Genomic DNA, 19,649 nt, shown 5'->3' on the forward strand with positions numbered 1-19,649 from the left:
GCCGACGCCGCCACCTCGCCTCGAAGCGCGATTTCAGCGGCAGAACGCGCGTCGCCCGCGCCCAGAACGTGGGCTGCTTTGCGCTTGCGGAGCCTTTCCGGAGGCGGTAGAGCCGATGCTGCGTGGCCGGCGCTCGCGATCCGGCACGGTGCCGCGGGCTCGTGGCCTGCTGGCTCCAGGCTGGTCCTGCCGAGCAGGACGAGCCCGAACCGGCCTGCGCACGGCGGTGCATGACTCCCCTGACGTTCTCCTCCTCGGCCGACGCCCCCCGCCAGGCGGCGCGGCTCGTCGCCCGCACCTTCCGGCTCGACGCCGACACGCTCGCCAAGCTGCCCGGCGGCGTCTCGTCGCTCATGGGAGACGGCGCGCGCGTCTGGCTGCACCCCGGCACCCAGCTGGTCGCGCACGGGGTCGCCGCCCGCCTGGAGCTGCCGCAGGGCATCGAGGGCGGCGTGGCGTGGATCAAGGAGGCGCTCGCCTCGATCGAGGCCGCCGACGCCGTTGGCCGCCCGGGTTGCGGCCCGGTGGCGCTCGGCGCCCTGCCGTTCGACCGGACGGAGCCGGCCGCGCTCGTCGTGCCGGCCCAGATCGTCGGCGCGGCTTCCGACGGGACCGCGTGGGTCACCACGATCGGCGAGGGCGCCGCCCCCGCGCCGCACCTGGAGCGAGCCGAGGGCCACCGGCGCTCGCCCGACAGCTTCACGCTCCGCTCGGCGCTCCCCCACGAGGAGTGGTGCGGGCGCGTCGCGCGCGCGGTGGCCGACATCCAGCAGGGGGCCCTCTCCAAGGTCGTGCTGGCGCGCGCTGTCGACGTCGAGGCGAACCGCCCCATCGTCGTCGAGGAGGTCCTGCGCCGCCTGACCGCGCTCTACCCCTCGTGCGCGATCTTCCACGTCGACGGCTTCCTCGGCGCGAGCCCCGAGCTCCTGCTCTCGCGGCGCGGGCGCGCCGTCTCCTCGCACCCCCTCGCCGGCACCTACGCGGTCTCCGCCGACGTCGACGCCGACCGCCGGTTCGCCGAGGTCCTGCGGCGCTCGGCCAAGGACCAGCGCGAGCACCGCTTCGTTGTCGACGCCGTGGCCGCCGCGCTCGCGCCGGAGTGCGCGTCGCTCGAGGTCCCCAGCGAGCCGTCGATCCTGAGCCTCCGCAACGTGATGCACCTCGGCACCCCGATCCACGGCCAGCTCGCGGAGGCGGCGCCGGACGCCCTCACGCTCGCCGCGCGGCTGCACCCGACGCCCGCCGTGTGCGGCACGCCGCGCGAGGCGGCGGAGGCCTGGCTGGGCGCGCACGAGGGCATCCGGCGCGGGCTCTACGCGGGGCTCGTGGGCTGGGTCGACGCCCGCGGCGACGGCGACTGGTTCATCGGCATCCGCAGCGCCACCGTCGACGGCGCGCGCGCGCGGATGGTCGCGGGCGTCGGGGTCGTCGCGGGCTCGAGCCCGGACGCCGAGCTGGTCGAGACGCAGCTCAAGCTCCAGGCCATGCTCGCGGCCATCATCCGCCCCTGATGCCGCGCCCGCCGCCGGCGCGCCTCACCCGAGCCGGGATCCGCGCCGGCTCGCCCGCGTTGACGGCCTCGATGCGGGCCCCAAGGCGAGCTTCGCCGTGAAGACACTCCTCATCGACAACTACGACTCGTACACCCACATCCTCGGGCAGTACCTCTGGGAGGCGAACGGCGAGGAGCCGATCATCGTCAGGAACGACAGCCTCTCGCTCGCCGAGATCGAGGGCCTGGAGCTCGACGGCATCGTCATCTCGCCCGGCCCCGGCCGCCCGGAGCGCCGGGCCGATTTCGGCGTCTGCGCCGAGGTGATCGAGGCGCTCGCCGGGACGCCGATCCTCGGCGTCTGCCTTGGCCACCAGGGGCTCGCCGCGCGCTTCGGCGGGCGCGTCCAGCACGCCCCGCGGGTCATGCACGGCAAGATCGTCGAGATCGAGCACGACGGCGCCGGGCTCTTCGAGGGCGTGCCCAGCCCGTTCCAGGCGGTGCGCTACCACTCGCTCATCGTCGGTGACGGCGGGCTGCCGGCGGAGATCCAGGTGACCGCGCGGACGCGCGGCGACGGGCTCATCATGGCCCTCAAGATCAAGGACCGGCCGTTCTACGGCGTGCAGTTTCACCCCGAGTCGATCGGCACCGAGCACGGCAGGAGGATCATCCGCAATTTCAGAGATATCGCCCTGAACACGCCGCGCGACCGGAGGCGCGCGGCGCTCCACCGGAGCGCACGCGCGCCGGGCCTCTCCGCAGGCGCGCTGGGCGGCTGCGCGCCGGGCGCGCCGGCGGGCGCGCGGCGACGCGGGCGCGTGCGTCACCTCCGGCTCCCGTGGGTCGATCCCGAGCGGGCCTTCGCCGGGCTCTTCGCCGCGGCCCCTTACGCGTTCTGGCTCGACTCGAGCGCGACAGGCCGTGACGGGCGCTTCTCGTTCATGGGGAGCGCGACCGAGGCCATCGAGAGCCGCGGCGCCGCCGTGACGCGGTGGAGCGCCGGCGGCCCCGGAGACGCCCTTACCTCGACCACGTCCGAGGGGAGCCCGTTCGCCGCGCTCCGGCGGGAGCTGGCGTCGGTGTCGCTCGATCCCAGCGGCCTGCCCTTCCACTTCACGGGGGGCCTCGTGGGCTACCTCGGCTACGAGCTGAAGGAGCACCTCGGCTTCGGCGCGTCCGCCCACCCGCGCCGCGCGCTCCCGGACAGCGCGATGATGATCGCGCGGCGGATCCTTGCCTTCGACCACGTCGAGCGCGCGGTATACGCGTGCGCGATCGACGCGATCGACGCGATCGACGGCGACGAGCCTGCGAGGCCTGCGCCGCCCTCGTCCGCACCGTGGCTGGACGAGATCGCGGCGCGGCTGCACGATCTCCCGGCGCTCTCGGAGCCGCTCCTGCCGCCTGTCCCGGAGGGCTTCGCCGACCGGCTCACGCACGCACCGCGCCTCTCGCGCCGGGAGCACCTCGAGGCCATCGAGGCCATCCTCCGCGAGATCCGCGAGGGCGAGACGTACGAGGTGTGCCTCACGAACGAGTTCCACGTGCCGACCTCGCTGGAGCCGTTCGCCCTCTACCGCGTCCTGCGCCGCACGAACCCCGCGCAGTTCTCGGCCTTCCTCAAGCTGCCGGAGGGCGCGGTGCTGTCGTCCTCGCCGGAGCGGTTCCTCGCGGTCGACCGGGAGCGGCGGGTGCGCAGCGAGCCCATCAAGGGGACGCGGCCGAAGGGCGCCACCGAGGAAGAGACCCTCGCCCTGCGCCGCGATCTCGCGACCAGCGACAAGGACCGCTCCGAGCTCCTCATGATCACCGACCTCGTCCGCAACGACCTCAGCCGCGTCTGCGCCATGGGCTCGATCGACGTCGAGGCGCTCCAGCGGATCACCGAGCACGCGACCCTGCTCCAGCTCTCGTCGGTGGTCACGGGCGCGCTGCGCGAGGGGAAGGGCGCGCTCGACGCGATCGAGGCGTGTTTCCCCGGCGGATCCATCACCGGCGCGCCGAAGCACCGGACGATCTCGATCATCGACGCCCTGGAGCGGCGCACGCGGGGCGTGTACACGGGCTCGATCGGGTACCTCGCCTACGAGGGCCCCATGGACATGAACATCGCCATACGGACCCTCGTCGCCGACGGCCGGGGGCTCAGCTTCGGCAGCGGCGGCGCGGTGGTCGCGGAGTCCAGCGCGGAAGCCGAGTACGAGGAGGTCCTCGTCAAGAGCTTCCCCCTGCTCCGCGCCATCTACCTCGCGGAGCGCGCCGCGGACGGTGGCCGGGCGTCCGCGCAAGAAGTGCGCGCGACGAGTGCGCACCGCGGATAACGCGCCCGACGGAGACGTGCATGCGGCAAAGATGCTGGTACGGCGCGCATGCCGCACCGCGTATACTCATCGCATAAGGAGACGCGGTCGTGAAACGAGACAGCAACATTACGCGGAGAGGCGTCGCGGTGCGGCGGACGGTCGAGGACCTCGCCGTCGACGGCGCCATCCAGCCCATCGTCGAGGCGCTCGACAGCCACCTGGGCGTGGTCCTGGCGTCCAGCTACGAGGTCCCGGGCCGGTACACGCGCTGGGACATCGGCTTCATCGATCCGCCGCTCGTGCTCGTCTCCCGGGGCCGCGACTTCCGGTTCACCGCGCTGAACGAGCGCGGGCGCGTTCTGCTGCCGGCCATCGACGAGGCCCTCCGGGATCTCGACGCTGTCGCGGCCCTCGAGCGGCGCAGCGACGAGGTGGTCGGCGCGGTCCGGCCGCCGGGCGAGCGGGTGCCGGAGGAGCTGCGCAGCCGGCAGCCGTCCATCTTCTCGGTGCTGCGCCGGCTCATCGAGCTCTTCGGGGTCCCGGGCGACCCGCTCTTCGGGCTCTACGGCGCGTTCGCGTACGATCTCGCCTTCCAGTTCGAGCCCATCCGGCTCCGCCTGGAGCGCCCGGCGGATCAGCGGGATCTCGTCCTCTACCTCCCCGACGAGATCGTCGCCGTCGACCACCGCCGCGAGCGCGCGACGCGCACGCGCTACGAGCTGAAATTCGGAGATCGCTCGACCGACGGGCTGCCGCGCGAGGGCGCGACGCGCGCCTATGTCGGCGCCGACCGCGCGCCCCAGAACGAGTACGCGCCGGGCGAGTACGCCGAGCTCGTCCGGGTGGCGCGCGAGTCCTTCAAGCGGGGCGATCTCTTCGAGGTCGTGCCGGGACAGACGCTCCACGAGCCGTGCCCGGTCGCGCCCACGGAGCTGTTTTACCGCCTGCGGGAGCGCAACCCGGCGCCCTACGGCTTTTTGATGAACCTCGGCAACGCCGAGTATCTCATCGGCGCCTCGCCGGAGATGTACGTCCGCGTCGAGGGCAATCGCGTCGAGACCTGCCCCATCTCGGGCACGATCCCGCGCGGCAGCGACCCGCTCGCCGACGCCGCGCAGATCGCGCGCCTGCTCGCGTCCGCGAAGGACGAGTCGGAGCTCACCATGTGCACCGACGTCGATCGCAACGACAAGTCCCGCATCTGCGTGCCGGGGAGCGTGCGGGTGATCGGGCGCCGGCAGATCGAGATGTACTCGCGGCTGATCCACACGGTCGATCACATCGAGGGCCGCCTGCGCGACGGCTACGACGCGCTCGACGCGTTCCTCGCGCACACGTGGGCGGTCACGGTCACGGGGGCGCCGAAGGCCTGGGCCATGCAGTTCATCGAGGATCACGAGCGCTCGCCGCGCGCGTGGTACGGGGCGGCGGTCGGGATCGTCGGCTTCGACGGCAGCATGAACACGGGGCTCACGCTGCGCACGATCCGGGTCAAGGACGGCGTGGCCCAGGTCCGGGTCGGCGCGACGCTGCTCTTCGACTCCGATCCCGACGAGGAGGAGCGCGAGACCCAGGTGAAGGCGTCGGCGCTCCTCGACGCGATCCGGAGGCCGCGCGGCATCCCCACGCCGCCTCCGGCGGCCATCCACCCGGTGCCTGGCGGCACGCGCAAGGTCCTCCTCGTGGATCACCAGGACTCGTTCGTGCACACGCTGGCCAACTACCTCCGGCAGACGGGCGCCGAGGTGGTGACGCTCCGCGCCGGCTTCCCTCTCGAGGAGCTCGACGCCTACGCTCCCGACCTCGTGGTGCTCTCGCCCGGCCCTGGCACTCCGAGCGATTTCGATCTCTCGGGCACGCTCGCGGCGCTGCTCGAGCGGCGGCTGCCCGTCTTCGGCGTCTGCCTCGGCCTGCAGGGCATGGTCGAGCACTTCGGCGGCAAGCTCGGCGTCCTCGACTACCCGATGCACGGCAAGGCCTCCAACGTGCGCGTGCTCGGCGGGCGCCTCTTCGAGGGGCTGCCGCGCGAGTTCCGCGCGGGGCGCTACCACTCGCTCTACGCGTTGCGCGACGCGCTCCCTGCGTCGCTGAAGGTCACGGCCGAGACCGAGGATGGGGTCGTGATGGCGATCGAGCACACGGAGCTGCCGCTCGCGGCGGTTCAGTTCCATCCGGAGTCGATCCTGTCGCAGGACGACAACGTGGGGCTCCGGCTCGTGAGGAACGCCGTGACCGAGCTGCAGCGGAGCGGCGGGCGGTGACGGTCGAGCGGTAAAGGTAAAGCGGGGCGCCGGGGCGAAATCGAGGTTGCCCCGCCCCGGGTGAGGGAATGGGCCGCACCGCGTAAGCGCGGAACGGCGCGCTCCCTCGCTCAGGGCCTCACGTCTGCTTCATGAACCAACGGACCCTCCACGCCCACCGGCGCGGCGGGGAGCACTCCCTCGCTCGGAGCGGGCGTTGAGGGGAGTCCGCTCTTCCCGGCTGGAGGATTGCTGATCTTCCGAAAGGCGATGAGGGCCCGTTCGATTCGCGTCAGGCCACAAAATGAAAAAGCGCCGCCGGGGCCTCGGGGGGGGGAGAGGCCACGCCAGCGACGCTGAACCGGAATATCAGCATGAGGCGTGCCATGGCGGACTTCCGTCATGGTCGGGCATTTCGGATGGATGTCCCGGGCGATCATTTCGATTCTGCACGATCAGCGCTGCACGCCTGAAAGGTGCGCCGCCGGCGAGGCCCGGGGCGCCCGGGAAGGGCTCAGGCAGGCGACTCTGGGCTCTCGCTCCGCCGCGTGAAGATCCCCTTGCTGTACGCCATGAAGAAGCCGAGCCGCATCGCGTTGCGCTCCGTGGGGATACCGGGGCTCGCGCTGATGCACGCCAGCTGGCAACCCTGCTCGCGCACCCGCTCCAGGCGGCGGGTGATGAGCGCCTGCTGGATGCCGCGCTCGCGGAACCGGGGGAGCACCGAGGCGCCGAAGAGCGCGGCGCCCTCGCCGTGGATCTCCACGCTGCCGCCGCCGGCGGGCTCGCCGTTCACGAGCGCCAGGTACGAGTCGCATCCGGGGTGCGCGACCAGGCGGCGCGTGATCTCGAAGAGCGCCGGCGACAGCGGCGCGTCGTCAGGCCGGAAGCCGCTCGTCGCGATCTCGATGAACACCCGGACCTGCGCCTCGTCGCCCGGATCGATGCGCACGATCTCCAGCCCCTCGGGGCCACCACGCGGCACCAGCGCGCGGAGGTCCTCGTCCGGCGCGAGCTCGCGCGCCAGCACGTTCTCGAACTCGCGCAGCACGAACCCTCGATCGGCGAGGCCGCGCACGAGCGACCCGTGCGCGAAGGGGCAGACCTGTATCTGCGGCTCCGCGCCGCGCGCCGCGTAGAACCGCACGAGGCGATCGAGATCCTCGCCGGAGACGGGCCCGTCGAGCCCGAGCCCGACAGCGAAGTTGCCCCAGGAGCCCTCTCCATCGAAGGCCATCCACCCGCCCCCGATGGGCTCCGCGCAAGCGACAACGGCGGCGGTGCCGACCGCCAGCCGGCGCTCCTCGATCCGGGCGATCTCGGCGTACGACAGCTTCGGCATGGACTTGCACCTCGTTGGCGAGCAGGGCTCGCGTGGCACGGTGTCCTCCATCCTAGTCCGATGAGGCCCGGTCTGCGCCGTTTCGTGCAGGCCAGCGCGTTTCCGGCGGAGGCGCCGTCCGCCAGCCGGCGCGCGCGGGGGCAGGCGGACGGGCCGACATCGCGCATCGCGCGGCCGCGCCGTCCCGGCGGAGCGGGCGGGCGGAGATGGCGGAGATGCCTGACGGCGCGCGCGTGCACGCACCGTCACGCGCCTCCGCCGCCCCGCGATCTCCGCTCGCGTGCTCGCGGGCGTTGCGATTATGCTGCGCCGCCATGAGCAGGATCTTCCGTTCACTCCCCCCGCCGGGCACCCACCTCGGCATCGCGTTCTCGGGCGGTCTCGACACGCGCTGCGCGGTGGCGTGGCTCTCGCGCAACGGGCTCAAGGTGCACGCGTACACCGCCGATCTGGCGCAGCCGGACGAGGACTCCCCCGGCGACATCCCGCCGATCGCCCTGCAGCACGGCGCGGTCTCCGCCAAGCTGGTGGACTGTCGCGAGGCGCTCGTCCGCGAGGGCATCCTCGCCATCCAGTGCGGCGCCTTCCACCTCTCGACGGGCGGCAAGAAGTACTTCAACACCACGCCGCTCGGCCGCGCGGTGACAACGACCGCGATCGTCCGCGCGATGCGCGACGACGACGTCCACGTCTTCGGCGACGGAAGCACGCACAAGGGCAACGACATCCAGCGGTTCTACCGCTATGGCATCTTCGTCGACCCCTCTCTCAAGATCTACAAGCCCTGGCTCGACCCGAGGTTCGTGGGAGAGCTCGGCGGGCGCAAGGAGATGAGCGAGTACCTCGAGCTCCACGGGCTGCCCTACCGCATGGGGACGGAGAAGGCGTACAGCACCGACGCCAACGTGCTCGGCGCGACGCACGAGGCGAAGGACCTCGAGCACCTGAACACCGGGATCAAGATCGTCCAGCCCATCATGGGCGTCGCCTCCTTCCGGCCGGAGGTCGCCATCGAGGCCGAGACGGTGACGCTCGGGTTCGAGCGCGGCGTCCCGACGACGATCAACGGCAAGCGCTTCGGCTCCCTGTTCGAGCTGTTCGTCGAGTGCAACCGGATCGGCGGACGCCACGGCCTCGGCATGAGCGACCAGATCGAGAACCGGGTGATCGACGCGAAGAGCCGCGGCATCTACGAGGCGCCGGGCATGGCCCTGCTCCACGCTGTCTACGAGCGGCTCCTGTCCGCCATTCACAACGAGAACACCCTCGACGTGTACTTCACCCAGGGACGGCGCCTCGGGCGTCTGCTCTACGAGGGCAAGTGGTACGACCCCGAGGCCATGATGCTGAAGGACGCGCTCTCGCGCTGGATCGCCCCCGGCGTGACCGGCGAGGTGACGCTCGAGCTGCGCCGCGGCGACGATTACAACATCCTCAATACGCGCGCCGACTACATGGCCTATGCGCCGCACAAGCTCTCGATGGAGAAGGTCGAGGAGGCCTATTTCACCCCCGAGGACCGCATCGGCGCGCTCGAGCTCCAGAACCTGTCGGTGACGGACAACCGCCAGTTCCTGATCCACCTCATCGAGAGCACGCAGGCCCTCGGCCCGGGCGGCGCCCCCGCCATCGGCGAGCTGCTCGGCGGCGACAAGCCGAAGGAATGAGCCGGGGGCGGAGGCCGCGCGCCGGCTCCGCCCGCGACACGCCGGACGAGGTTGCGCCCGGCACCTGCCTGGGTCACGAGGAAGGTGCGAACGCCGGCCCGCCCGGAGCGGTGCCGGCCCAGGGAGGTGGTCATGAAGGCGCTCATCATCCAGGCACTCGCCGCGGGCCTCGCGGTCCTCGTCGGAACGAAGATCCTGCCCGGCGTGCGGATCCGCACGACCCAGACGGCGCTCGTCGTCGCCGCCGTGTTCACGCTCCTCAACCTCCTGCTCGGCTGGCTCGTGAAGTTCCTGGTCGCGGTGGCGCTCCTGCCCGCCGCCATCCTCACGCTGGGCCTCGCGTATCTCCTCTTCGGCCTGGTCGTGAACTCGGTGCTGCTCTACGCCACCGACAAGCTGATCGACGATTTCGAGATCCGGGGGCTGGGGCCGCTCTTCGGCACGGCGGCCCTCATCTCGTTCGCTGGATGGCTGTTGCCGCGCCTCCTGTGAGCGTTCGCCCGGGCGGCGTCTACCAGAGCTGGTGAACCCGAGGCCGGAGCCGCCGGTCGTAGATCTCGCGGATCTTCGCCATGGTCTCCTGCGGCACCGGCGGCAGGTCCGCCGCGCCCGCGTTCTCATCCACCTGATCGGGCCGCTTCGCGCCGGGGATCACGCACGTCACCGCGTCCTGCATCAGGATCCAGCGCATCGTCCACGCGCCCATGCTCACGCCGGCGGGCACGAGCGGGCGGAGCTCCTCGACGACCTCGAGGCCCAGGTTGTAGTCGACGCCCGAGAACGTCTCGCCCTTGTCGAACGCGGCGCCCTCGCGGTTGAAATTGCGGTGATCGTCGGCCGCGAACCGGGTCGCTGCGCTCATCTTGCCGGTGAGCAGCCCCGAGGAGAGCGGCAGTCGCGCCAGGATCCCGACCTGCCGGCGCTTCGCCTCGGGGAAGAAGAGCTCGGCCGGGCGCTGCCGGAGGACGTTGTAGATGATCTGCACCGACTGCACGCCGGGGTACTCGATGGCCTTGAGCGCCTCTTCCACCCGCTCGACGCTGACGCCGTAAAACCGGATCTTGCCCGCCTTCACGAGCCGATCGAGGACGTCAAACACCTCGGGTCGATAGTAGACGTCCGTCGGCGGGCAGTGCAGCTGGACGAGGTCGAGCGCGTCCGTCTCGAGGTTCTTCAGGCTGCGATCGATGAAGGCCGTGAAGTTCCTCTCGTCGTAGCTCGCCGCCGTGTGCGGGCTCAGCCGCCGGCCCGCCTTCGTCGCGACGACGATCTCCTCGCGCCGCTCGCGCCTGAGGCGCGCGAGCAGCCGCTCGCTCCGGCCGTCCCCGTACACGTCCGCTGTGTCGAAGAAATTCACGCCGCGATCGGCGGCCCGGTGCAACGCCGCGAGCGACTCCTTGTCGTCGACGTCGCCCCAGGTACCCCCGATCGCCCAGGCCCCGAAGCTCACCGAGGAGACGCGGAAACCCGTCCTGCCAAGAGGTCGATACTCCATGGCGGCGCATACAACCAGATTTCCCCCGCCACCGCGAGCGTGACCGCGCTCAGGCGGGCTCGACCCCGCGGCGGCGGTGCGCGCGCTTGCTGCGCTCGACGAGGGCGACGAGCTCCTCGCGCGTGACCCCGAGCCGCGCCGCCGTCCGGTGCGCGAGCGAGGTCCGGGCGACCCCATCGACGAACTGGTACGTCGGCCACTGCTGCGCGTCGAGCTCGACCTGCAGGAACACCAGCCGATCGACCGGCCGCTCCCGCTCGAGCCGCGCCGCGAGCTCGAGGAAGTGCGTCGTGATGAAGGCCTGAGGGCGGAGCTCCGAGAGGAGCGAGATCACGAGCTGGAAGATCTCCTCGCCTTCCGACGGGTTCGTGCCGGAGCAGAGCTCGTCGAGCACCACCATGTCGCCGACCTGCATCGCCTCGAACAGCGACCTGATGCGGAGCAGCTCCATCCCGAGGCGGCCCTCGCTCTGATCGGCCTGCGCCTGCTCGATCAGCGACACGAAGAGCCCGTGGCACGGCGAGAGGCGCGCCTCCGCGGCGGGCACGAAGAAGCCCGCCTGCCCCATCATCTGGGCCAGCGAGAGCGCCTCGAGCAGCCGGGTCTTCCCCCCCGAGTTCGGCCCGGTCACGATGACGGTCGCGTCGTGGTGATCCGTCGCGATGTCGCACGGGACCGTGCTCGCCGAGCTCGCCAAGAGGAGCGGGTTGAACAGCCCCTTGAGCTCGCGCCCTGGGCCCTCGCCGCGCGCGCCGTGCGCGCCGTGCGCGCCATCGGAGAAGCCCGGCGAGGCGAGCTCGGGCAGGCAGACGGCGAGCCCGGCCGCGCGGGCGCGGTCGCGCAGCGCGAGGCCGGCGAGGTAGAACTCGAGATCTCCGATCAGCTGGACGAGCGCGACGAGATCGTCCTCGATGCCGTCGAAGACGCTGTTGACGTGGCGGGTGAGCAGCTCGTCGTCGCTGAACCGGTACCCCCTCCACAGCATCACGAGCTTCGTGACGAAGCGCCCGAGCGGCGACTGGTAGAAGCGGTTCTCGCTGTTCTCGCGGATCGACAGGGCGCGCAGGTCGCGGACATGGCCGTCGGAGCCGACGCGGATCCGGACATCCAGCGTCGCGATCTCCTCATCGTACGCGAGCAGATCCGCGAGGCGGCGGTACGCCTCGGTCTCGCGCACGGCCGCGCCGAACGCCGAGAGCCGCGACAGGCCCGAGCGAGCGCCCGCGAACCCACCCGCGAGCGCGTCGAACGCGTCCTTGGCGGCGGCGAGGATGTCCAGCCGGCGCCGGCTGCCTTCGCCGCGAGAGATGGGGATCGTCTCGAGCTGGGCCACCCAGCGGCGCAGCGCCGCGTAGGCGCGCTCGAGATCGCGGCGCTGCGCCTCCGACCCGGTGAGCTCGCGGAAGATCGCGCGCCGGAGCTCGACCGTGTCGCGATCGCTCGGCGGCTGGGAGAGGGCGCGGCCCAGCAGCGCCGGGCTCGGGATGTACGAGCGGCCATCGCTCGTGAAATGGAGGCAGCCCACGATGAGCTCGCGCAGGAAGACGTGCTGCGCGAAGCGGGCTGGATCCCACGTCGACGCGGGCAGCGACGCCGACTCGACGTGCCGCTCGAACGCCCCCGCGGGCGCGCCGCCCGCGAACGCGAACGCCAGCGACTCCTTGACCGCCCGCGCGTCGACCCGGAGCGCCGGCCGGTGCGAGAGGAGATCGGGCGCGGAGCGCTGTCCGGGCGGGGCGTCAGGCAGGGCGGGTTCCGGCGGCGCCGCGCTCACGACCTCGAGCCTACTACGATGCGTGGGGCCGGAGCGCTCGTCCGGTGTCCGGTGCCGCCGCCGCGCGGTGGCCAGGGAGGGTCTCGGCATGCCCCCGTCGACACGCGCGGCGCGCCGTTGTTCCCGGGCGGCCGGGAACGACCGAGTCCCTGGCACGACGTCTGCCTCGGTGTGCACCTGGAGATGCACCATGAGCTATCGCTGCACGATGAGCAGAATACGCGGGTTCTCCGGCCCAACCGTCCTCGCGCTCGCGCTCGCCGGCACGGCCTGCAGGAGCGAGAGCGAGAGAGCTGAAGGAGCGGTCCGCGAGCCCGCGAACCAGACGGCCAGGAGAGGCGAACCGCCTCCGGGCCCGAACCAGGCGCCCAGCAAAGACCTGCGCGAGCAGGCGGGGCGCGTGGGCGAAAAGGCGGAGCAGCTCGCCCAGGAGGGCAAGGAGCTCGGCAAGGAGGCGAAAGAGCAGGCCGGGCGCGCGGGTGACAAGGCAGAGCAGCTCGCCCGGGAGGGTCAGCAGCTCGGCCAGGAGACGCGCGAGAAGGCCGAGCGCGTGGGCGAAAAGGCAAACCAGCTCGCCGAGCGAGGGCACCAGGCGGGCCGCGACATCAACGACCAGATGAACAGGGTCGGCGCGCAGACCGGTGCGCTCAAGGACAACCAGGGCGCGCGCCCGCAGTCGGCGCCGCCCGCCGCTCCCAAGGACAAGGCCGCACCGCAGTCGCCACAACAAGGCCAGGCTGAGGGAGCCAAGAAGCAGGACGCGAATGCCGCCGCGATGGAGCGTGACGAGTGGACGAAGGCGGCGAAGGACAACGACTATCAGGTCACCTTCGGCCGCGACGGCTCGGTCATCGCCACGAAGGAGGCGAAGCAAACCGGCGCGCGCCCGTCCGACGAGACGCTCCGCAACGCGGTCGGCGGCAAGCTCGCGGACAGCAAACACGACGCGGTGAAGAAGCTGCACGTCACGGTGCGCGACGGCGTGGTCACGCTGCAAGGCAACGTCGCCAGCGTGAAGGAGGCGACCGAGGCGGTGAAGGAGGCCATGGACGCCGACGGCGTCACCAAGGTGATCGCCTACCTCCATCACGGCTCATGACCCCCGTGAGGTCGTCAACCTAGCCGCGGTCTCAGGGTGCCTCCGGTCGCAGACGCCGGATGCCCCCCGGATCATCAATGCGCGAAGTCCTTGGGGCGCAGCTTGACGGAGCGCTCCACGGCCTCCGCGGGTGAGAGCGCCAGCATGAGCGTCTCATCGAAGCAGTCGGACCTCGACACGACCACGACCTGCGTGCCCACGGGCAGCTCGGTCTTGAGCGGCGTCTTGCCGAGCGTTTTTCCCTTCCAGCTCACGATCGCGTCGGGCGGATCGCTCGAGATCACCACGCTCGCCTTGGGGCCCTCCTCGATCTTCTTCTCGACGGCCTCCTCGGCCTCGGCGCCGTGCGAGGCGACCGCGGCCGCAGGAGCGTCGAGGGCGGGCGCGCCCTTGTTCGCGACGTGAACCGCGCCGCCGACCAGCGCGACCAGCGCGGTCAGGGCGGACGCGCCGATGAAGTAACCGCGCTTCGAGGCCGACACGGGGCCCGACGTGGTCGCTCGCAGGCTCACCGAATCACTCACGGGCGTCCTGGGCCGCTCGACGCCCGACGGCCGCTCGACGCTTGACATGCGCTCGACGCCCGACCGGCTGGACTCACCGACATAGGGGAGCCTGCTGCCCGAGCCGGAGCTCGAGGGGGCCATCGCGAGGCCGATGCCGCTCATCGTCACCTGGCTGGAGGCGTCGCCCAGCAGCGACGCGCTGGCCACCCGCTCGATCTGCGCCTTGATCTGCTGGCGTATGGAGGCCCGGCTCTCGGCGAAGATCCCCCGCATGCAGGCGCCGAGGAACTCGCTGCGGACGTCCTCGCCCGACCACTGAAGGTAGTTCTCGAGCACATCGCACATCTCCTGCGCCGTCGCGAAGCGCTTCGATGGCTCGCGCTCGAGGGCCTTTGCGGCGATCTGATCGAGCGCGATGGGGATCCCCGGCACGATGGTGGAGAGCCGCGGGATCTTCCCCAGCAGGAGCTGGTGCATCACGGTGATCTGATCGCCCTCGAACAGCCGCCGCCCGGCGAGGAGCTCCCAGAGCACGACGCCGACCGCGAAGATGTCCGCGCGGCGGTCCACCGTCTTGCCCGCCGTGACCTGCTCGGGCGCCATATACGTCAGCTTGCCCTTGAAGGTCCCGCTCTCGGTGCTGGAGGCGTTGACGACGGCCTTGGCCACGCCGAAATCCACGAGCTTCACCGCGCCGTCGTAGGTAACGAAGATGTTGTGCGGCGAGACGTCGCGATGCACGATGCCGAGAGGACGACCATCGAAATCGCAGAGCTCATGCGCGTAATGGAGCCCGCGCAGCACCTCGGCGACGATCCGGATCCACGTGCCGCGGACGAGCCCACCCGTACCGGACTCCCGCTCGACAGCCGCCTTCATGATGCGCTTCAGCGTCTGGCCCTCCAGGTACTCCATCACAATGAAGTAGCCGTCCCGGTCGCTGCCAACCTCGTAGGTCTGGACGACATTCGGGTGGTTCATGCGGGCCGAGAGCTTGGCCTCGTCCATGAACATGAGGACCTGGCGATCCTCCTCGTCCCCGGAGCTGCGGAGACGCTTGACGACGACCAGCTTGTTCACCGAAGCGGGCCCGTGAGCCATCGCGAGGAAGACGTCTGCCATCCCGCCGCGGCCGAGCTTCGCGATGGGACGATACCGGCCGAGCCCAAGCTGGGTCGGCGTGTCTCTCAAGATCGACGCTCCGTGTTCTCCGATCACACTCACCTCAGTGTGCAAAATTCAACAATTGCGCGTCCGAGTCAATGCGAAGAGTTTGCGTCCTCGCCATCAAGTGAAAACATGCTCCAATGAAGTGAATGGCCCACAACCGTAGGAGCGAGAGCGGCAGAAAACGACATTCAAACACACGCGCTCAAGCACTTACGCACTCACGCACACCCACGCGCACCACACCCCCGCACGTAGCGCACGTAGGTCACGCGCTGCGCTTTAGCTGCTGCGCGCTACCCGCTGCGCTTTACGTGCTGCGTGCGCAATTCGCCGCTGGCCGGGGAGGGGCCGTGCAGTCGAGCCCTGGGGTGGCTCCCTTCCCGGTGGCGCCCGCGCCAGGTCGATCGCATTGGAAACACGGGGTCCGCTGCGGGCGTTGATACAAACGTAACAAGCGATACGCCACGTGCAATCCGTCGCGACACGATCGCACGAAATTTCTGCAGCGTCCGCGCCGGACGCAATACGCCACGCGCTACCGCTGCGGCTCGACGACGATGAGGACGATGACGGCCTGCGAGCGAGGCGCCGCCGCTCAGCTGCTCAGAGCTTCCAGAGCGCGCAGCCCCAGTGGACGCCGGTCCCGAGCGCGAGCACCATGGCCAGTTGCCCTTTCTTCAGCCTTCCGGCGCGCATCTCCTCGTCGACGAGGATGGGCACGGTGGCGCCGCTCGTGTTGCCGAATCGATCGATGTTGCTCGGGAGCTTCTCGACGGGCACGCCGAGGTCCTTGCGGATGTGCTCGTTGATCCGCCCGTTCGCCTGGTGCGCCAGGAACACGTCGATCTGCTCGATCGCGAGGCCCTGAGAGGCGCAGAGCTCCCGCGCGGTCGCCGGGAGCTTGGTCACCGCGAACTTGAAGAGCTCGCGGCCATCCATGCGGGGGATATGCAGGTCCTCGTCGAACGACGTCGGCTTCCAGTACGGGCGCGAGCGGAAGCCGCCGCCCGGCACGAAGAGGAGCTCGGCGAAGCGTCCATCGGAGCAGATCTTGTTGCCGCGCAGGCCCGCGTCGCGATCGGTCGCGCGGAGGACGAGCGCGCCCGACCCGTCCCCGAACAGGACGGCGAGGTTCCGGTGGCGGTCCGCGTGCGCCCGCGCCTCCGGCGTCGCGGAGCGGCCATTCTTCGGGTCGAGCGCCCCCCAGTCCTCCCAGGGCATGAAGCCGGCGTGCGCCTCTGCGCCCACGAACAGGATGGTCTTGGCGGCCCCGGTCTGGATCAGCCCGTCGATCGTCTGGAGGCCGAACAGCATCGCGGCACACTGCTGCCGGATGTCGAGCGCGGGGACGCCCGGAATGCCCAGCTTCGCGCCGAGCAGCGCCCCGGAGCCAGGGAAAATATAGTCCGGCGTCATCGTGGCAAAGAGGATGTAATCGATCTCCGACGGCGCGATGCGCGCCGACTCGATCGCGCGCTTCGCCGCTTCGCACGCGAGATCGCTCACCCCCACGCCATCCGGCGCGTAATGCCGCTGGCGGATACCGGAGCGCTGGTAGATCCACTCGTCGGAGGTCGTGATCACCCGCGCGAGGTCGTCGTTGGTGACAGGTTCTCCGGGCACGTAGTGGCCCGTCCCGATGATCTCAAATCCAATCTTTGTCACAGAGGTGCCTTACTCGAACCGCACGCGGGCGGCGACCCGGAACCGCACCCCCGCACACGACCGCGCCCGGCCGCCTCGCGCCGCAGCACGCGGGCGGACGCTCGTCCTCATGAGATCGCCGGGACGTTGCACCGTGCTTGACGTAGGTCGGCCGCCTCGATAGCCTGCCGCGCTGTGCGGAGGCGTTGTGCCCGCACCCCGTCGCCGGCGGCCGCGGGGCCGCGATCATCGTCGGCGTGCGGCCCAGCTGCAGATGGGGCAGCCGGTCATGTCGTGGCGCAGCGCCGGGCAGTGCTCGCGGCCGAAGTAGATGAGCTGCAGGTGCAGCTTGTTCCACTGCTCGGGTGGGAACGTGCGCTTCAGGTCGCTCTCGGTCTCGACGACGTTCCTTCCGGACGACAGCCCCCAGCGGAACGCGAGCCGGTGAATGTGGGTATCGACCGGGAAGGCGGGGTGGCCGAAGGCCTGCGCCATGACCACCGAGGCCGTCTTGTGACCGACCCCCGGCAGGGCCTCCAGGGCCTCGAACGAGGCGGGGACGACGCCGCCGTGCTCGGTCGCGATCCGCTCGCTCAGCTCCTTCAGACGCCGCGCCTTGGTGGGCGCGAACCCGATCCTCCGGATGAGCTGGGCGATCTCCTCGGTGGGCACCGCCGCCATGGCCGCGGGCGTCCGGGCGCGCGCGAGGAGCGCCGGCATCACCGCGTTGACCATCTTGTCCGTCGTCTGGGCGCTGAGCATCACCGCGACGAGCAGCGAATATGGATCGTCGTGGGCCAGCGGAATGGGCGGGGTCGGGTACAATCGGTCGAGGATCTCAACGATCCTCGCGGCTTTCTCGGCGCGCTTCACGGGGGCCAGGGCAGCCCGTAGAACGAGAGCAGATCGCCGAGCTCCTCATCGGAGAGGACCTCGCGGGAGAAAGGCGGCATCTGCCCGCCGTAGCCGACGAACCCGCCGTGCCGGACCTTCTCGATGAAGACCAGCCGCCGGTCGGCCTCCGTGTACTCGCCGAGCGGGTGCTCCTTGAGCGTCTGCTCGGGCAGCGCCGGCGCCCGCGGCACGAGCCGGCCTTCCCCCGAATGGGCGCGCCCGTGACACGAGGCACAGGCGCGCTCGTGGATGCGTTCGCCGGCTGCCGCGTCGCCGGCCGGGATCTGGCTCAGCTCGTAGACCGGCGTGAAGGGGACGGCCTCGGCTGCGCCTCCATCGCTGGGCAGCGACTCCAGGTACGCATAGATGGCCTGCGCGGCGTCATCGTCCGCGGTCCAGGGCAGATCTTTCGTCATGAAGTAATACAGGCAATGGTTGATCGCGCCGAGGAGCTCGACCTCCTGCCCGCCCCAGTAATGCGGGCGCTCGACGGCGCCGGCCAGCGGGGCGCCCGGGAGCATGGCGTCGCCCGCGTCCCCGGCGGCAGCTTCATGGCACGTCGAGCAGGCATAGTGATTGAAGCGCGTCTCCGCGATCGATGGGTCCCGGAAGAGCGCCGCGCCGTGGTCGACGGCCGTCGCGTCGACGACCTTCGTCTCGGGATCGCCCGGACAGCCGCAGAGGAGCGCCGCGCACGCGAGCGCGGCGGCAAGGCCAAGGGGCGCCCTCACGGCGCCTCCGGCGCGACGCGCACGAGCCCGTCGGGATAGAGGCCCACCTCCGTGTCGCTGAGCGTCTCCAGCGTCTCGGGGTCCAGCCGGAGCACCTTGCCGGGCGTCGTGCTCCGATCGCCCTCGCAGACGAGGAAGAGCCCGTGCTCCTCGTCGAGCTGCGCAAGGTGCGGCCGCATGCATTCCTCGGCGATGTTCCGGGTGACGACCTCGTTGTCGTCCGGGGTGACGCCGATCCGAACGATGGTGTCGGGCACCTGGGTCGGCACGTAGATGGCGCTCCCGTCGGGGGTCCACGCGGCGAAGTAGGGCGCGCCGATCGTGAGGATCTTCCGGGAATCGTCGAACGTCTCCGACGCGACATCGAAGAAGCGCACGTCCCTGCTCTCCGTGCTGCTCACGGCGATGGTCTTCCCGTCGGGCGACATGACGGCCGCGTAGGGTCCGTAGTTGCTGGCATGGGGCGAGGGGTTGGAGGTAGACCCCACGGGCACGCGCTTCACCTCGGCGGAAGGATCGGACAGATCGACGATCGCGAGCACGTCCTCGCCATAGCAAGCGACGTAGGCGCGGGCGCCGTCCGGGCGCGAGAGGGCGACTCCGTGGGCGGCCATGCAGACCGGAATGAACACCGGATCGGACGATCCCGAGAGCCCGACCTTCTCGGGATCGATCACCGCGAGGGACGAGCGCGCCGCCTCGACGTCGCCGGGGTTGTCGAGCACGCGTTTCAGATCGAAATGAGAGACGACCACGCGCCGGCCGTCGTCCGAGATCACGATGTCGCCCGGGTTGGCCTCGACGCGCACCTGCCCGAGGATGCGCAGATCGTCGAGCGCGAGCTTCTGGACGTAGCCCGCCACCGCGCTCCCGCCGTGCACCGCGTGGGGGCCGATCGCGCCGGCGACGTCAGGGTACGACAGCGCGACGTAGAGCGCGCCGCCCTCGGCGTCCACGGCCACGTGGTGAGGCCCGTCGATCGTCACGGGATCGCGGCCCACGGGGTGGACGCCGAACCGCTCCCCGGTCGCCAGCGAGATAAGAGAGATCGTATCGGAGAGGCTATCGCTCACCACGCCCATTCCGCCCTCCGGAATCGTGATCTCAGGGAGTCGGTCCGGATAGGCGTCGCCCTCGTAGGCGCTGTAGCGGTATTCGATGATGGGCTCGGGATCGCTGCAGCTCACCAGCATCGCCGCCGCGAGCGCGCAACCCAGGAATCGCGAAATGACCATAGATGACCTCGAGACGAGCGCCTCCGGCTCGGACGCGCCGCATCCTAGCAGCCG

The 19,649-nt window shown here is 70.8% G+C and carries 14 protein-coding genes; 6 read left to right on the forward strand and 8 right to left on the reverse strand.

Features of this window, described 5'->3' with window-relative positions; translation table 11 throughout:
- The first annotated feature begins 230 nt into the window (after positions 1–230).
- From WMF14_RS28005 to WMF14_RS28015, 3 genes are all read left to right on the forward strand, one after another.
- Entirely contained in the window at positions 231–1,511 is a 1,281-nt protein-coding gene (locus tag WMF14_RS28005) for an isochorismate synthase (RefSeq protein WP_272093961.1), read from the forward strand.
- 97 nt (positions 1,512–1,608) lie between these two features.
- Entirely contained in the window at positions 1,609–3,816 is a 2,208-nt protein-coding gene (locus tag WMF14_RS28010; RefSeq protein ID WP_437790897.1) for a chorismate-binding protein, read from the forward strand.
- A gap of 89 nt (positions 3,817–3,905) precedes the next feature.
- Positions 3,906–6,059 (forward strand): anthranilate synthase component I, encoded by a 2,154-nt coding sequence (locus WMF14_RS28015; RefSeq protein WP_437790898.1) that lies wholly within the window; start codon positions 3,906–3,908, stop codon positions 6,057–6,059.
- A gap of 493 nt (positions 6,060–6,552) precedes the next feature.
- Here WMF14_RS28015 and WMF14_RS28020 read toward each other — a convergent pair whose 3' ends face one another.
- A complete protein-coding gene (locus WMF14_RS28020) occupies positions 6,553–7,380 on the reverse strand; it encodes a GNAT family N-acetyltransferase (protein WP_437790900.1) in 828 nt (275 codons plus the stop codon).
- A 314-nt stretch (positions 7,381–7,694) separates the two neighbouring features.
- Here WMF14_RS28020 and argG point away from each other — a divergent pair, with 314 nt between their 5' ends.
- Positions 7,695–9,047 carry an argininosuccinate synthase gene (argG, locus tag WMF14_RS28025; protein WP_437790902.1) on the forward strand — a complete coding sequence of 451 codons (1,353 nt, stop codon included), beginning with the start codon at positions 7,695–7,697 and terminating at the stop codon, positions 9,045–9,047.
- Between the two features lie 132 nt (positions 9,048–9,179).
- The gene (locus WMF14_RS28030) at positions 9,180–9,539 is read left to right on the forward strand and encodes a phage holin family protein (RefSeq protein WP_272093966.1); all 360 of its coding nucleotides are present in this window, start codon (positions 9,180–9,182) and stop codon (positions 9,537–9,539) included.
- 19 nt (positions 9,540–9,558) lie between these two features.
- Here WMF14_RS28030 and WMF14_RS28035 read toward each other — a convergent pair whose 3' ends face one another.
- Positions 9,559–10,542 carry an aldo/keto reductase gene (locus tag WMF14_RS28035; protein WP_437790905.1) on the reverse strand — a complete coding sequence of 328 codons (984 nt, stop codon included), beginning with the start codon at positions 10,540–10,542 and terminating at the stop codon, positions 9,559–9,561.
- A gap of 49 nt (positions 10,543–10,591) precedes the next feature.
- Entirely contained in the window at positions 10,592–12,316 is a 1,725-nt protein-coding gene (locus WMF14_RS28040) for a MutS-related protein (RefSeq protein WP_437790907.1), read from the reverse strand.
- A 208-nt stretch (positions 12,317–12,524) separates the two neighbouring features.
- On the opposite strand from WMF14_RS28040, the gene WMF14_RS28045 reads away from it, so the two are divergent.
- Positions 12,525–13,415, forward strand: coding sequence for a BON domain-containing protein (locus WMF14_RS28045; RefSeq protein ID WP_437790909.1), 891 nt, complete (start codon positions 12,525–12,527; stop codon positions 13,413–13,415).
- A 74-nt stretch (positions 13,416–13,489) separates the two neighbouring features.
- Here the strand turns inward: WMF14_RS28045 and WMF14_RS28050 are convergent, their stop codons facing one another.
- The 5 genes from WMF14_RS28050 to WMF14_RS28070 form a co-directional block, all read right to left on the reverse strand.
- Positions 13,490–15,112: a protein kinase domain-containing protein gene (locus tag WMF14_RS28050; protein ID WP_437790911.1), complete on the reverse strand. Its 1,623-nt coding sequence runs from the start codon at positions 15,110–15,112 to the stop codon at positions 13,490–13,492.
- A gap of 582 nt (positions 15,113–15,694) precedes the next feature.
- Complete coding sequence (locus tag WMF14_RS28055; RefSeq protein ID WP_437790913.1) at positions 15,695–16,756, reverse strand: 3-oxoacyl-ACP synthase III family protein; 1,062 nt, start codon at positions 16,754–16,756, stop codon at positions 15,695–15,697.
- A gap of 225 nt (positions 16,757–16,981) precedes the next feature.
- Entirely contained in the window at positions 16,982–17,608 is a 627-nt protein-coding gene (locus WMF14_RS28060) for an endonuclease III domain-containing protein (RefSeq protein WP_272093972.1), read from the reverse strand.
- Positions 17,605–18,360, reverse strand: coding sequence for a c-type cytochrome (locus WMF14_RS28065; RefSeq protein WP_437790915.1), 756 nt, complete (start codon positions 18,358–18,360; stop codon positions 17,605–17,607). Before WMF14_RS28065 ends, WMF14_RS28060 begins: the two co-directional genes overlap by 4 nt.
- Entirely contained in the window at positions 18,357–19,595 is a 1,239-nt protein-coding gene (locus WMF14_RS28070) for a YncE family protein (protein WP_437790917.1), read from the reverse strand. Before WMF14_RS28070 ends, WMF14_RS28065 begins: the two co-directional genes overlap by 4 nt.
- Between the last annotated feature and the right edge of the window lie 54 nt (positions 19,596–19,649).

Source organism: Sorangium sp. So ce693 (genome assembly GCF_051521375.1).
GTDB lineage: Bacteria > Myxococcota_A > Polyangia > Polyangiales > Polyangiaceae > Sorangium > Sorangium atrum.

What these genes read in the sequence shown, in the direction of transcription:
- WMF14_RS28045 (WP_437790909.1), top strand. Translation starts at nt 12,525, where the DNA reads ATGAGCAGAATACGCGGGTTCTCCGGCCCAACCGTCCTCGCGCTCGCG.
- WMF14_RS28020 (WP_437790900.1), bottom strand. Translation starts at nt 7,380, where the DNA reads ATGCCGAAGCTGTCGTACGCCGAGATCGCCCGGATCGAGGAGCGCCGG.
- argG (WP_437790902.1), top strand. Translation starts at nt 7,695, where the DNA reads ATGAGCAGGATCTTCCGTTCACTCCCCCCGCCGGGCACCCACCTCGGC.
- WMF14_RS28030 (WP_272093966.1), top strand. Translation starts at nt 9,180, where the DNA reads ATGAAGGCGCTCATCATCCAGGCACTCGCCGCGGGCCTCGCGGTCCTC.
- WMF14_RS28035 (WP_437790905.1), bottom strand. Translation starts at nt 10,542, where the DNA reads ATGGAGTATCGACCTCTTGGCAGGACGGGTTTCCGCGTCTCCTCGGTG.
- WMF14_RS28070 (WP_437790917.1), bottom strand. Translation starts at nt 19,595, where the DNA reads ATGGTCATTTCGCGATTCCTGGGTTGCGCGCTCGCGGCGGCGATGCTG.
- WMF14_RS28005 (WP_272093961.1), top strand. Translation starts at nt 231, where the DNA reads ATGACTCCCCTGACGTTCTCCTCCTCGGCCGACGCCCCCCGCCAGGCG.